The sequence below is a fragment of the Ensifer sp. Root278 genome (assembly GCF_001429285.1).
GTDB lineage: Bacteria > Pseudomonadota > Alphaproteobacteria > Rhizobiales > Rhizobiaceae > Ensifer.
Genome location: NZ_LMJJ01000001.1, coordinates 373,432 through 386,626, shown reverse-complemented (window position 1 = coordinate 386,626; position 13,195 = coordinate 373,432). Strand labels below are relative to the sequence as shown.

The window sequence follows — 13,195 nt, the reverse complement described above, 5'->3', positions numbered from 1 at the left end:
GATCGGATCGCGGCGCTTTTTTCGTGAGCAGGGTTGCGAACGATGTGGTCTCAGGCTTCCAGGAAGCGAAGGCCGGCGACGGCGACGATGATCATCGCGATGCAGGTGATGCGCATCCAGGAGATCGGGTCGCCGAAGAGCACGATGCCGAGCACAGTGATGCCGACCGAGCCGATGCCGGTCCAGGCGGCGTAGGCTGTGCCTGCCGGCAGGTCTCGCATGGCGATCGTCAGGAGATAGACGCTGCCGAGCGCTGCCGCGATGCCGATCGCGCTAGGCACCAGTTTCGTCCAGCCCTCGGCGTATTTCAGCGCCAGCCCCATGACGATCTCGACGAGGCTCGCCGCTATCAGAATGATCCATGCCATGTTCGTCTCCATCGGAATTCTCACATGGTTCACAATCTGGTAGAGTAGGCACCAAATAACAATTACGCACCTTTTGGTAACTATGGAAAATCCGGAAAGCCCGGCGAAAGCGCCCGCAGCCTCGATCCCTGACGTGTTCGATCCAACCTGCTCGTCACGCCACGCGCTGGAGCTGATCGCCGGCAAATGGCCGATGCTCATTATCTCGGCGCTCGAAGGTGGGCCGATGCGCAATGCCGCGCTGATGCGCCGGCTCGGCGACATCTCGCAGAAGATGCTGACGCAGACGCTGAAGGAGCTGGAGCGCAACGGCCTGGTTGTCCGCGAGGACAAGAAGACCGTGCCGCCGCATGTGGAATACAGCTTGAGCCCGATCGGCCGCTCACTCAGCGAAACCTTGCTGGTGCTCGATCGTTGGGCCGAGACGCATTTCGGCGCGCTGGATGTGGCCCGCGAGCGCTACGACGCCGAACGAGACAAGTGAGGCTCACTCCGCGTCGAGTTGCGACTGGGCGACCACCTTCACCACCCAGTCGGCAAAGACGCGCAGGCGACTGCTCAAGTGGCGGTTCGGCGGATAGACAAGATAGACCGGCTCCGGATCGATCTGCCAGTCGCTGAGCACCGGAACCATGGTGCCGGCCCGCAGATCGTCGCGGACCATGAAGAGCGGCACCTGGATGACACCCAATCCGGCGCGCGCGGCAGCAAGATAGGTCGTCGCCTCGTTTGCCGCGACGCTGTAACGACCCTGGACCTCCATCTCTTCGTTGCCGCGGCGGAACTGGTAGGGCATCGGCTGGCCGGTCTTCGGCATGAAATAGCCGACAACGGAGCAATTCTTCGCGAGATCGGAAGGATGCTGCGGCATTGCGTGCCGCTTGAGATATTCCGGCGAGGCGCAGGTGACGAATTTCATCTCTGTAATGCGTCGGGCGATCAGCGACTGATCCGTCAGTGCGCCGCCACGGATGGCGCAATCGACGTTCTCCGCGAGATAGTCGACGGTGCGATCGGAAACGCCGAGGTCGATCTGGATGTCCGGATACTTCCGATTGAACTCAGGAAGCGCTGGAACGATGATCAGATTGGCAAAGGCGCCCGCCGTCTCGACACGCAATCGCCCCTTCGGCAAACTCTGGGCGCTCGACAGGCTGCCGTCGAGTTCATCGAGATCGGTCAGCAACCGAGCGGCCCGCTCGTAGTAGAGCGCGCCATCCGGCGTCACCAGCACCCGGCGGGTGGTGCGGTTCAAAAGTTTTGTGCGCAGATGCGCTTCCAACCCCTGAATGAGATTGGTGAGGGTCGCCTTGGGCATATTCAGCGAAGCGGAGGCGCGGGTAAAGTTTCCGGTTTCGACGACCCGGAGGAACGCACGCATGGCCGTGAGCTGGTCCATTTTCAAGAGCCATAATTGTTCGAGAATACGAATAGTGTAGTCAGTTTGAAAAGACTATTCCAGACAGAAGACAATGTTATTCTCCTACCGTGGCGTGTTGTCGCCACATGTGGGTTGAGCTCGGGCCGAAGGCAAGAGAGATGGGCGAACTGTTCAAGGTGGAGACGATGCAGACCGGCCAAGGCTGCTGCGCGGCACGCGTCTACCGCGGCGAAGCTTTGCTCAATCCGCCGCCGATCGTGCTGCACCTGCATGGCGGCTCCTTCATGGGCGGAACGATCGCCGCCGGTGAGCGCGTCGCCGAGGCGCTTGCGGCGGCTGGAGCGGTGGTGATCTCGCCGGAATATTCCACAGCTTGCCTCAATCCGTTTCCCGCGGCGCTCGATGTCGCCTACGCCATGCTGTCGTCGATGCGCTCGCGCTGCCCACAGTTCGCGCACAAGAAATCGTCGCTGTTCGTGGCCGGCGAAGAGGCGGGCGGCAATGTTGCCGCCGGCGCCGCGCTGATGGCGCGTGACCAGTATCTGACCGACCTCAAGGGTCAGATTCTTTTGTCGCCGATGCTCGACCCTTGCCTGGCGACGGAATCGTTCCGGCAATACTGTCCGCAGTCCTCGGCGCAATCGATCGCCGACGGCTGGCAGCGCTACCTCGGGCAAAGCGGCGGCTTCACGCATCCTTACGCCGCGCCGGCCCACTGCACGCGGCTCGCCGGCCTCGTGCCTTCGCTGATCCTGACCAGCGAGGAGTGTCCGATGCGCGACGAAACCGAAGCCTACGCCAAACGCCTGCGTCAGGCCGGCGTGTCGGTTGAATCTCACGTCCTGCCGGGACGAGCCGGATGGCTGCCGCAGAATACGGTCGCCAAGGAAAACTGGGCGGCACAGCAGGAAGAAATTACCGGCATCTTCTCCCGATTCTTCCAGAAGACGGGGGCGAAGCCGGCGGAAATGACGGTGCGTTAGACGAGAGCGGCGGTCACCCAGCCCCTTCACCTTGTCTGACATCGAAAGCAACGCGCCGGCTCCCAACCGGCAAGGAGAGAAAAGATGACATCGATAGTGACCCGTCGGGCCCTCTGGGGCGCCGGCCTGAGTATCCTTTTGTCTGTCGCCGGCGGTGGTGCCGTCATGCTCGGCCTGCCGCAGCATTTCGAGGCCGACGCTGCAACCGAGACCGCCGCGGCGCCACCTCCGGCCGTGCCGGTCTCGGTGTCGCGGGCGCAGTCCAAGCGTATCACCACCTGGGAGGAATTCTCCGGCCGGCTCGAAGCGATCGAGCGCGTCGAGGTTCGCCCGCGCGTCGGCGGCGCCATTCTCAAGGGGCATTTCCGCGAAGGCGCGCTCGTCAAGCAGGGCGATCTCTTGGTAACGATCGATCCCGAGCCCTATGCCGCGGCCGTCGAACGGGCGAAGGCCCAGGTCGAGGCAGCCGAAGCGCGCGTCGCGCTTGCCAAGATCGAACTCGAGCGCGGCCGCAAGCTGGTGACCACCAGCGCCGTGCCGCAGAGCAGCGTCGACCAGCGCTCCAGCGCCTATGACGAAGCTCAAGCCGAAGTGCGCTCGGCCAAGGCGGCGCTGCGCACCGCCGAACTCGACCTGCAATATACGGAGGTGCGGGCGCCGATTTCCGGCCGCGTCGGCCGGCTCGACGTCACCGCCGGCAACCTGGTCGCCGCAGGCTCTGCCTCGCCGGTGCTGACGACACTCGTCTCGGTCGATCCGATCTATGCGAGCTTCAACGCCAGCGAAGAGGTGGTCACGACCGCACTCGCCAAACTTGCCTCCTCGGCAGGCGGCGACGCGATCGAGCGCCTTCCGGTCCAGGTCGGCACCGCCGCGGACGAGGGCACGCCGATCACGGGCCATATCCAGCTCATCAACAACGAGGTGGATGCGGCAACCGGCACGATCCGGGTGCGTGCAGCGCTCGAAAACGCCGACGGCAAGCTGATCTCTGGCCAGTTCGTCCGCATCCGCATCGGCGAGCCGGATCCCGAGGAAAAGCTCGTTATCAGCGACCGCGCCATCGGCTCCGACCAGGACAAGAAGTTCGTCTTCGTCGTCGGCACCGACAACAAGGTCGAGTATCGCCAGGTGAAACTCGGGCCGAATTCCGATGGTCTGCGGATCGTCGAAAGCGGCCTGAAGTCTGGCGAGAACATCGTCGTCAACGGCCTGCAGCGGGTTCGCCCCGGCGTTGTCGTGGCGCCGCAGCAGGTCGAGGAAACGACTGCCTCGATCGCCAAGTAATCCAGGTGCCTCTTCGCCTGGTGTGAAGAGGCGGCCGGCCTAGGCATCACTCAGCAGACAGCGCCGCGCGGCGACACCTTTCGCCGCGGGACACCCGCCGTCTGCGCGAACTCGTCCCAAGGGGGATACCATGAATTTCTCACGCTTCTTCGTCGACCGCCCGGTCTTCGCGGGCGTTCTTTCGGTCCTGATCTTCGTGGCCGGCCTGATCGGCATGACCGGTCTGCCGATCTCCGAATATCCCGAAGTCGTGCCGCCGCAGATCGTCGTGCGCGCGCAGTATCCGGGCGCCAACCCAGCCGTTATCGCCGAGACGGTGGCGACACCGCTCGAAGAACAGATCAACGGCGTCGAAGGCATGCTCTACATGCAGAGCCAGGCGACCGCCGACGGCCTGATGACTCTGACGGTCACCTTCGAACTCGGCACCGATCCCGATCAGGCCCAGCAGCTCGTGCAGAACCGCGTCTCGCAGGCCGAGCCGCGGTTGCCTGAGGAAGTGCGCCGCCTCGGCGTCACCACCGTCAAGAGCTCGCCAGACCTGACGCTGGTCGTGCACCTGATCTCGCCGAACGGGCAATATGACATCAACTATCTGCGCAACTACGGTGTGCTGAACGTCAAGGATCGGCTGGCCCGCATCGACGGCGTCGGCCAGGTGCAGATCTTCGGCGGCGGCGACTATTCGATGCGCGTCTGGATCGACCCGCAGAAGGCCGCCGAGCGCGGTCTTGCCGCAAGCGACATCGCCAATGCGGTGCGCGGTCAGAACGTCCAGGCGGCCGCCGGCGTCATCGGCGCCTCGCCCTCCGTGCCCGGCCTCGACCTGCAGCTTTCCGTCAACGCTCAAGGCCGTCTGCAGACGCCTGAGGATTTCGCCAACATCGTCGTCAAATCCGGCGCCGAGGGCGAAGTGACCCGCCTTGGCGACGTCGCCCGCGTCGAGATGGGCGCTGCCGACTACTCGCTGCGCTCGCTGCTCGACAACAAGCCAGCGGTCGGCATGGGCATTTTCCAGGCCCCGGGCTCGAACGCGATCCAGATCTCCGAAAACGTGCACAAGGCCATGGCCGAGCTGAAGCTCACCATGCCCGAAGGCGTCGACTACGAGATCGTCTACGATACGACCCAATTCGTGCGCGCCTCGATCGAGTCGGTTATCCATACCCTGCTCGAAGCGATCGCGCTCGTGGTACTTGTCGTCATCATCTTCCTGCAGACCTGGCGCGCCTCGATCATCCCGCTCGTCGCCGTGCCGGTCTCGATCGTCGGCACCTTCGCGGTGATGTATGTCTTCGGCTTCTCGATCAACGCGCTCAGCCTCTTCGGCCTGGTGCTTGCAATCGGCATCGTCGTCGACGACGCGATCGTGGTGGTGGAAAACGTCGAACGCAACATCGAGCAGGGCCTGTCGCCGGTTCAGGCGACCTATCGCGCCATGCAGGAGGTCTCCGGCCCGATCATCGCGATTGCGCTGGTGCTCGTCGCCGTCTTCGTGCCGCTTGCCTTCATCACCGGCCTCACCGGCCAGTTCTATCGCCAGTTCGCGCTGACGATCGCGATCTCGACTGTCATCTCTGCTCTCAACTCGCTGACGCTGTCTCCGGCGCTGGCCGCCCTTCTCTTGAAGGACCATCACGCGCCGAAGGATTGGCTGACGCGGGCGATGGACAAGGCCTTCGGGTGGTTCTTCCGCGGCTTCAACCGCTTCTTCGGGGCAAGCTCGGGGGCCTATGGCCGCGGCGTCGGCCGGATCCTGACGCGCAAGTCGCTGATCATGGTCGTCTATGTCCTGTTGCTCGGCGTCACCTTCACGCTGTTCCGCGCCATCCCCGGCGGCTTCGTGCCGGCCCAGGACAAGCAGTATCTGATCGGCTTCGCCCAGCTTCCGGATGGGGCAACGCTCGACCGCTCGGAAGACGTGATCAAGCGCATGAGCGAGATTGCGCTCAAGCATCCGGGCGTCAAGAACGCCATCGCCTTCCCGGGCCTGTCGATCAACGGCTTCACCAACTCGTCGAACTCCGGCATCGTCTTCGTCGCCCTGAAACCCTTCGAGGAACGCAAGACGCCCGAACTGTCCGGCGGTGCGATCGCCATGCAGCTCAACCAGGAATTCGGCGCGATCCAGGATGCCTTCATCGCCATGTTCCCGCCGCCGCCCGTGCAGGGCCTCGGCACAACAGGCGGTTTCAAGCTGCAGCTCGAGGACAAGAATGGCCTCGGCTACCAGGCGCTCGACGAGGCGACCAAGGCGTTCCTTGCTAAGGCCTATCAGACGCCTGAGCTGGCCGGGCTCTATTCGAGCTTCCAGATCAACGTGCCGCAGCTCTATGCCGACCTCGACCGTGTCAAGGCGCGCCAGCTCGGCGTGGCGGTCACCGACGTCTTCGAGACGCTGCAGATCTACCTGGGCTCGCTCTATGTCAACGACTTCAACGCCTTCGGCCGCACCTACAGCGTGCGCATCCAGGCGGATGCCAACTACCGCAGCCATGCCGACGACATCGGCAAGCTGAAGGTGCGTTCGCAGACCGGCGAGATGATCCCGCTGTCGGCACTGTTGAAGGTCGAGCAGACCGTCGGCGCCGAACGGGCGATCCGCTATAACGGCTTCCTGTCGGCCGACATCAACGGCGGCCCGGCTCCGGGGTTCTCGTCCGGCCAGGCGCAGGCAGCCATCGAGAAGATCGCCGCCGAAACCCTGCCGCCCGGCATCGGCTACGAGTGGACCGATCTCACCTACCAGCAGATCCTGGCCGGCAATTCCGGTATCCTGGTCTTCCCGCTGGCACTGCTGCTGGTCTATCTCGTGCTTGCGGCCCAGTATGAAAGCTTGACGCTACCGATCTCGATCATCCTGATCGTACCAATGGGCATCATGGCGGCGCTGGTGGGCGTCTGGCTGACGGGAGGCGACAACAACGTCTTCACCCAGATCGGCCTGATCGTGCTGGTCGGCCTTTCGGCGAAGAACGCCATCCTGATCGTCGAGTTCGCCCGCGAACTCGAACTGTCGGGCAGCACCCCGGTCAAGGCCGCGATCGAGGCGAGCCGGCTGCGTCTTCGTCCGATCCTGATGACCTCGATGGCCTTCATCATGGGCGTCGTGCCGCTGGTCACGTCCACGGGGGCCGGTGCGGAAATGCGCTCGGCCATGGGTGTCGCGGTCTTTGCCGGCATGATCGGCGTCACCGCCTTCGGCATCTTCATGACGCCGGTCTTCTACGTGCTGATCCGCAAGCTTACCGGCGAGCGGCCTCTGAAGCACGCCGGAGCCCATATCGAAGCGCCGCATCTCGCACCCGGAGAATAGGGCCCTTCTACCCGTTACACTCTTCACGCGGGCCGGATCCATCCCGGCCCGCTGACGCTGCGGCGTCGCGCCTCCGCCCAGGCGCGGCGCCGCATTGCATCCCCGCGTGACAGTTCCCCATCCCGCGTGACAGTTCGCTGGCGATCGGATAAACCAGCAGCCTCCATTCCATTGGCCCCAGCGGCCAAGCAGACGGCATAGCGTTAGATGACCCCCACCGATCCGATCGCCAATCTCGCCACCCTCATTCGCTGCCCCTCTGTCACCCCAGCCGAAGGCGGAGCGCTTTCCGCCCTTGAGGCGATGCTGAAGCCGCTCGGCTTTGCGGTCGATCGCGTGGTGGCGAAGGACGTCGGCACGCCCGATATCGAGAACCTCTATGCCCGGCTCGGAACGGAAGGCCCGCACCTGATGTTCGCCGGCCACACCGACGTCGTGCCCGTCGGCGACGAAGCCGCATGGAGCCACGGCCCGTTCTCGGCCGACATCGCCGGTGATGAGATGTACGGCCGCGGCGCCGTCGACATGAAGGGCGGCATCGCCTGCTTCGTGGCGGCGATCGCCCGCCACATCGAAAAACATGGGCTCCCGAAAGGCTCGGTTTCCTTCCTCATCACCGGTGACGAAGAGGGGCCGGCAATCAATGGCACCACCAAGCTCTTGCAATGGGCGGCCGACAAGGGCGAGCGCTGGGACGCCTGCCTCGTCGGCGAACCGACCAATCCGGACCATCTCGGCGACATGATCAAGATCGGCCGGCGCGGCTCGCTCTCCGGCCGCATCACCGTCAATGGCGTGCAGGGCCATGCCGCCTATCCGCACCTTGCCGACAATCCGGTGCGCGGCATCCTGCAACTGACCCAGGCGCTGATGGATCCGCCCTTCGACAACGGCACCGAGAGTTTCCAGGCATCGAACCTTGAGGTGACGACGATCGATGTCGGCAATGGCGCCGTCAACGTCATTCCGGCCAAGGCGAGTGCCGCCTTCAACATCCGCTTCAACGACACCTGGACGGCGGAAAGCCTGATGGCGGAGATCGTCGCGCGGCTCGACCGTGCCGCAGCCGCCGGCAGCCTGCGCCCGGACCGCGCGCCCGTCCGCTACGAGATCACCTGGGCCGAGCGCCCGAGCCACGTGTTCCTGACGCGCAACAATGCGCTGATCGATTCTCTTTCGGGCGCGGTCGAGGCTGTCACCGGCCGGCAGCCGAAGCTGTCGACCACGGGTGGCACTTCGGATGCGCGCTTCATCAAGGACTATTGCCCGGTGGTCGAATTCGGTCTGGTCGGCCAGACCATGCATATGGTCGACGAGCGCGTCGCCGTCGCCGACCTCGAGACGCTGACGAATATCTATGAAACCTTCATTTTCAGCTGGTTCGGCCATGCCGCTGCTTGATGAGGTGCTTGCCTATATCAAGGGCCTCTGGCTCTTGGCGCAGGGCAAAGAGGAGGGATTCCGCTGGCTGGATTTCAGTGAGAGCGGCCTCTGGCGCTCCTTCACCTCCATGCTCTGGTGCCTGCCGGCGATCGCCGTCACATGGGCGTCCTGGCGGTTCTATTATCTCTCGGCGATGCCTGCCGGAACGACCATCGGCATCGGTTTCATCTTCAAGCTTCTGGTCGTCGATCTCGTCAGTTGGCTGCTGCCGCTGGTGCTGATCGCCACTCTGTCGCGCCCGCTCGGCTTTGCCGGGGCCGTGGTGCCCATCGTCGTCACCACCAACTGGCTCTCCGTCCCGCTTTCCTATGCGATGGCCATTCCCGCCGCCATCCGCCTGATCATTCCGGGAAGCCAGGGCCTGACGAGCCTGATCTGGCTGGCGCTGCTCGTCGTCAGCGTCGCGGTGCTTTTCCGGCTCCTGCGCATGATTACCGGCAGCCAGACCCTGCTTGCCTCGGCGCTGACGGCGCTCTTCCTGCTGCCGTCGATGATGATCGGTGATCTCCTGCAGCGCTTCTTCGGCCTGATCCCGGGCTAGCGCATGTCGCGCAAAAGTGCGCAGCGGTTTTGCGATAACGACATGCGGAATTTCAAGGACTCAAAGCGCGAGCGAATCTGAAGATCGAGACACGCTTGGAGCCCGGGATCAGCCGGCGATCAATAATCCACTTGCAGGAAATAGAGCCCGTCGGGCGGGGCCACGGGGCCACAGGCCTTGCGATCGTGCGCTTCGAGTGCGGCCTGCAGGTCGTCCGGCGTCCACTTCCCCTCGCCCACCAGCTTCAACGAACCGGCAAAGGAGCGGATCTGGTTGTGCAGGAAGCTCTGCGCCGTGGCGCGGATTTCGATGACACCGGCGACGAGCGCGACATCCAGCCGATCGAGGGTGCGCACCGGGCTCGCTGCCTGGCAATGGGCGGAGCGGAACGTGGTGAAGTCATGGTGGCCGACTAGACGTTGCGCGCCTTCGTGCATCGCCGCGTGGTCGAGCGGCTTTGGCACCCACCAGGCGCGCCTGGCTTCTAGCGCCAGCGGCGCCGGCCGGGAAATGATGCGGTAGAGATAGTGCCGGCGCAGCGCCGAGAAACGCGCGTCGAACTCCGGCGACGTTTCCTCGGCTTCGAGGATCGCCACACGCTCACCCGCAAGCCCCAGATGCGCGTTCAGCGCGTTGCGCAGCGTATAGGGCTTCCACGGGCGCGTCAGATCGACATGCATGACCTGGCCACTGGCATGCACGCCGGAATCGGTGCGGCCGGCGCCGCGGATCGAAACGGTCTCGCCGGTCAAGGACAGCACCGCCTTTTCGATCGCCCCTTGCACGGATTGGCCGTTGTCCTGCCGCTGCCAGCCGACATAGTCGGAGCCGTCATATTCGACGGTCAGCTTGAACCGCGGCATCAGCCGACCCTCGTGCCGGACGCGACCGGCGTTCCGCGCAGGAAGTCGGCGGCGCCGAGCGCCTTGCCGCCGGCGCGCTGCAGGCGCGTGAGCCGAACCGCACCCTCGGCGCAGGCAATCGTGAGATTGTCGTCAAGCGCCGTGCCGGGCTCGCCGGCACCCGATGCCGGCTCGGAATTCAGAACCTTGATACGTTCCGGCTTGCCGGCGATTTCGAGCTCGAACCACGCACCCGGGAATGGCGACAGGCCGCGAATATGATCATGCACCTCGCGAGCGCTGCGGGCAAAGTCGATGCGGGTTTCCGCCTTGCTGATCTTCGCCGCATAGACGACGCCCTCGTCGGGCTGCGCGGTCAGCGGCAGATCGCCGGCCGCAAGCTTGGCCATCGCCTCTTTCATCAGCGTCGCACCGACCTGCATCAGCCGGTCGTGCAATTCGCCCGCCGTCATCGTCTCGCCGATCTGGACGGCCTTGGTGAGGGCGACGGGGCCGGTATCGAGCCCCTTGTCCATCTTCATCACCATCATGCCGGTCTCATGATCGCCGGCCATGATGGCGCGCTGGATGGGGGCAGCACCCCGCCAGCGCGGCAGCAGCGAAGCATGGCCGTTGTAGCAGCCGTATTTGGTGCCGGTGAGGATCGCCTCGGGCAGAAGCAGGCCATAGGCGACGACGACGGCGACATCGGCGTCGAAGTCGCGGAAGGTCTGGCGATCCGGCTCGTCCGTGAAGTTGACCGGCGTCAGCACGGGGATGCCGAGCAGCTCGGCCGCCTGGTGCACCGGCGACTTCTGCAGATCGAGCCCGCGTCGGCCGCCCGGCCGCGGCGGCTGCGTATAGGCGGCAACAATCTGGTGGCCAGCCTCGGCAAGCGCCGCCAGCGTCGGCACCGAAAACTCCGGCGTACCCATGAAGATGATGCGAAGTGACAAGGCGGTAACTCCGTCCTTTCAGATCACTTCATGCGGGGAAACAGCGAAATGATCTCATTCTCTGAAACAGGACAACCCCGGGCGGAAAACCGTTTCACGCTTTCCTGGGATTGCTCGGTGGATCCCCGCCCTCAAATCGTGCCATCGCGCGATCTGTTCGCGACCGCTTGCGTGGTCGGCGTCAGATCGCCTTCGCACCGCGCGTCTTGGCGGCCTTGGTGAACTTGCGGATCACCATGTCGCGCTTGAGCTTGGAGATGTGATCGATGAACAGCACGCCGTTCAGGTGATCGATCTCATGCTGCAGGCAGGTGGCGAGCAGGCCATCGGCCTCGATCATCTGTTCCTTGCCGTCACGGTCGAGATGCTTGACGGTGATCGCCGCGGGGCGCTCGACCTCGGCGTAATAGTCCGGGATCGACAGGCAGCCTTCCTCGTAGATCGAACGCTCATCGGACGAAGCAACGATCTCGGGATTGATGAAGACGAGCGGGGTCTTGTCGTCGCCTTCTTTCGAAACGTCGAGCACCAGCATGCGTTTGGCAACGCCGATCTGGATCGCGGCAAGGCCGATGCCGGGCGCGTCATACATGGTTTCGAGCATATCGTCGGCCAGACGGCGGATGTCCGCGTCGATGGTTTCGATCGGCGTGGAAACCTGGCGAAGCACAGGATCGGGAAGGATGATAAGCGGCTTGATCGTCATGCTGCTCCCATAGCCGATCTTTCCACCGGCGTGCAAGAAAATTGCCTTGCCACCCTCAGCGGCCGTTTCCCATGGCCTCGCGTTAACCGCACGGTACAGATGTTCATGTTTTGATCTATAAAACATCCGCGAATCTGTTAGGCTTACACCATGGAACCAGCGCCCATCGACCTTTCCCAGCCATTGTTTTTCATCGGCACTCTGCCGGTCACGCTGGGCCATCTCGCCATCGCCGGCGGCCTGATAGTGGTAGTCGCGCTGCTGATGGCGCTCTCGCGGCGGCGGGATACCCGCGACGAGGAGCGGCAGGAACAGATGGCGATGCTGCTTGCCGCCCAGACGGAGATGCAGGGGCGGGTTGCCGCCATGGCCGAGGTGTTCGGCGCCCGGCAGGCCGAACTCAACCAGTCCCTCAGCCAGCGCATCGACGGCATGACCCATCGGATCGGCACTTCGATCACCGAACAGACCAAGGCGACGCACGAAAACCTCAGGCGGCTGCAGGAGCGCCTGGCGGTCATCGACAATGCCCAGAACAACATCCAGTCGCTGGCCAAGGACATGGCCGGGTTGCAGGCGATCCTTTCAAACAAGCAGACGCGCGGCGCCTTCGGCCAGTCACGCATGGAGGCGATCATCGCCGATGGGCTGCCGATGGGCGCCTTTGAATTTCAGACGACGCTGTCGAACGGCGCACGACCCGACTGCACCATCCGCATGCCGAACGGCCAGCCGGCGCTCGTCATCGACGCGAAATTTCCGCTGGAAGCCTGGAACGCGATGCGGGATGCCCCGAATGCGGAACGCCGCCAACAGATCGCGCAACTCTTCCGCCGCGACATGGAAACCCATGTGCGCGATATCGCCAGCAAATACCTGATCCCCGGAGAGACACAGGACACCGCCTTCCTCTTCGTGCCATCGGAATCGATCTTCGCCGAAATCCACGAGCATTTCGAAGCGATCGTGCAGAAGGCGCATCGCCAGCGGATCGTCATCGTCTCGCCGTCGCTGCTGCTCTTGTCGATCCAGGTGATCCAGGCGATCCTCAAGGATGCGCGCATGCGCGAGCAGGCGCATCTGATCCAGGGTGAAGTAGCCAGGCTGATGGAGGACCTCAGCCGTCTCGACGAGCGCGTGCGCAAGCTTCAGGGCCATTTCGCCATGAGCCAGAAGGACGTCGAGGATATTCTGATTTCGTCCAGCAAGCTCACGCGGCGCGGCGCCAAGATCGAGGCGCTCGAACTTCAAGCCGAAGGCGGGACGCAAGAAGCAAGCGATCCGCGTGCCGCCGTCGACAACCGCGTCGGGCAATTGCGCCTGCGGGTGGTTGACGAGGACTGAGGCTGTCGGGCACTCTCCGGCCCACTTT

12 protein-coding genes are annotated in these 13,195 nt (G+C 64.0%); 7 read left to right on the top strand and 5 right to left on the bottom strand.

The features are described 5' to 3' along the window. Positions 1 to 50 precede the first annotated feature (50 nt). Positions 51 to 368, bottom strand: a complete 318-nt coding sequence (locus ASE60_RS01910; RefSeq protein ID WP_057248250.1) for a multidrug efflux SMR transporter — start codon at positions 366 to 368, stop codon at positions 51 to 53. A gap of 133 nt (positions 369 to 501) precedes the next feature. Here ASE60_RS01910 and ASE60_RS01905 point away from each other — a divergent pair, with 133 nt between their 5' ends. Beyond that, entirely contained in the window at positions 502 to 852 is a 351-nt protein-coding gene (locus ASE60_RS01905; protein ID WP_244495505.1) for a helix-turn-helix domain-containing protein, read from the top strand. A gap of 3 nt (positions 853 to 855) precedes the next feature. On the opposite strand, the gene ASE60_RS01900 is transcribed toward ASE60_RS01905, so the two are convergent. After that, positions 856 to 1,767 carry a LysR family transcriptional regulator gene (locus tag ASE60_RS01900; RefSeq protein WP_057248038.1) on the bottom strand — a complete coding sequence of 304 codons (912 nt, stop codon included), beginning with the start codon at positions 1,765 to 1,767 and terminating at the stop codon, positions 856 to 858. 140 nt (positions 1,768 to 1,907) lie between these two features. Here ASE60_RS01900 and ASE60_RS01895 point away from each other — a divergent pair, with 140 nt between their 5' ends. From ASE60_RS01895 to ASE60_RS01875, 5 genes are all read left to right on the top strand, one after another. Continuing rightward, positions 1,908 to 2,732 (top strand): alpha/beta hydrolase fold domain-containing protein, encoded by an 825-nt coding sequence (locus ASE60_RS01895; protein ID WP_057248037.1) that lies wholly within the window; start codon positions 1,908 to 1,910, stop codon positions 2,730 to 2,732. 84 nt (positions 2,733 to 2,816) lie between these two features. Continuing rightward, on the top strand, positions 2,817 to 4,019 hold the full coding sequence (locus tag ASE60_RS01890) for an efflux RND transporter periplasmic adaptor subunit (protein ID WP_057248036.1): 1,203 nt from the start codon (positions 2,817 to 2,819) through the stop codon (positions 4,017 to 4,019). Positions 4,020 to 4,149: 130 nt separating this feature from the next. Continuing rightward, positions 4,150 to 7,335 carry an efflux RND transporter permease subunit gene (locus ASE60_RS01885; RefSeq protein WP_057248035.1) on the top strand — a complete coding sequence of 1,062 codons (3,186 nt, stop codon included), beginning with the start codon at positions 4,150 to 4,152 and terminating at the stop codon, positions 7,333 to 7,335. 207 nt (positions 7,336 to 7,542) lie between these two features. Then, complete coding sequence (gene dapE, locus ASE60_RS01880; RefSeq protein ID WP_057248034.1) at positions 7,543 to 8,736, top strand: succinyl-diaminopimelate desuccinylase; 1,194 nt, start codon at positions 7,543 to 7,545, stop codon at positions 8,734 to 8,736. Then, on the top strand, positions 8,723 to 9,319 hold the full coding sequence (locus tag ASE60_RS01875) for a hypothetical protein (protein ID WP_057248033.1): 597 nt from the start codon (positions 8,723 to 8,725) through the stop codon (positions 9,317 to 9,319). The genes dapE and ASE60_RS01875 overlap by 14 nt, the downstream gene beginning before the upstream one ends. 119 nt (positions 9,320 to 9,438) lie before the next feature. Here ASE60_RS01875 and truA read toward each other — a convergent pair whose 3' ends face one another. The 3 genes from truA to def all read right to left on the bottom strand — a co-directional run bounded on the left by truA (position 9,439) and on the right by def (position 11,823). Then, on the bottom strand, positions 9,439 to 10,182 hold the full coding sequence (truA, locus tag ASE60_RS01870) for a tRNA pseudouridine(38-40) synthase TruA (protein ID WP_057248032.1): 744 nt from the start codon (positions 10,180 to 10,182) through the stop codon (positions 9,439 to 9,441). Further along, positions 10,182 to 11,117 (bottom strand): methionyl-tRNA formyltransferase, encoded by a 936-nt coding sequence (gene fmt / locus ASE60_RS01865; RefSeq protein ID WP_057248031.1) that lies wholly within the window; start codon positions 11,115 to 11,117, stop codon positions 10,182 to 10,184. Before fmt ends, truA begins: the two co-directional genes overlap by 1 nt. A gap of 181 nt (positions 11,118 to 11,298) precedes the next feature. After that, entirely contained in the window at positions 11,299 to 11,823 is a 525-nt protein-coding gene (gene def, locus ASE60_RS01860) for a peptide deformylase (protein ID WP_057248030.1), read from the bottom strand. A 150-nt stretch (positions 11,824 to 11,973) separates the two neighbouring features. Between def and ASE60_RS01855 the strand changes: the two genes are divergently transcribed. After that, the gene (locus ASE60_RS01855) at positions 11,974 to 13,167 is read left to right on the top strand and encodes a DNA recombination protein RmuC (RefSeq protein WP_057248029.1); all 1,194 of its coding nucleotides are present in this window, start codon (positions 11,974 to 11,976) and stop codon (positions 13,165 to 13,167) included. The last annotated feature ends 28 nt before the right edge of the window (positions 13,168 to 13,195 follow it).

What these genes read in the sequence shown, in the direction of transcription:
- ASE60_RS01910 (WP_057248250.1), bottom strand. Translation starts at nt 368, where the DNA reads ATGGCATGGATCATTCTGATAGCGGCGAGCCTCGTCGAGATCGTCATG.
- ASE60_RS01875 (WP_057248033.1), top strand. Translation starts at nt 8,723, where the DNA reads ATGCCGCTGCTTGATGAGGTGCTTGCCTATATCAAGGGCCTCTGGCTC.
- ASE60_RS01900 (WP_057248038.1), bottom strand. Translation starts at nt 1,767, where the DNA reads ATGGACCAGCTCACGGCCATGCGTGCGTTCCTCCGGGTCGTCGAAACC.
- dapE (WP_057248034.1), top strand. Translation starts at nt 7,543, where the DNA reads ATGACCCCCACCGATCCGATCGCCAATCTCGCCACCCTCATTCGCTGC.
- ASE60_RS01895 (WP_057248037.1), top strand. Translation starts at nt 1,908, where the DNA reads ATGGGCGAACTGTTCAAGGTGGAGACGATGCAGACCGGCCAAGGCTGC.
- ASE60_RS01885 (WP_057248035.1), top strand. Translation starts at nt 4,150, where the DNA reads ATGAATTTCTCACGCTTCTTCGTCGACCGCCCGGTCTTCGCGGGCGTT.
- def (WP_057248030.1), bottom strand. Translation starts at nt 11,823, where the DNA reads ATGACGATCAAGCCGCTTATCATCCTTCCCGATCCTGTGCTTCGCCAG.
- ASE60_RS01890 (WP_057248036.1), top strand. Translation starts at nt 2,817, where the DNA reads ATGACATCGATAGTGACCCGTCGGGCCCTCTGGGGCGCCGGCCTGAGT.
- ASE60_RS01855 (WP_057248029.1), top strand. Translation starts at nt 11,974, where the DNA reads ATGGAACCAGCGCCCATCGACCTTTCCCAGCCATTGTTTTTCATCGGC.
- truA (WP_057248032.1), bottom strand. Translation starts at nt 10,182, where the DNA reads ATGCCGCGGTTCAAGCTGACCGTCGAATATGACGGCTCCGACTATGTC.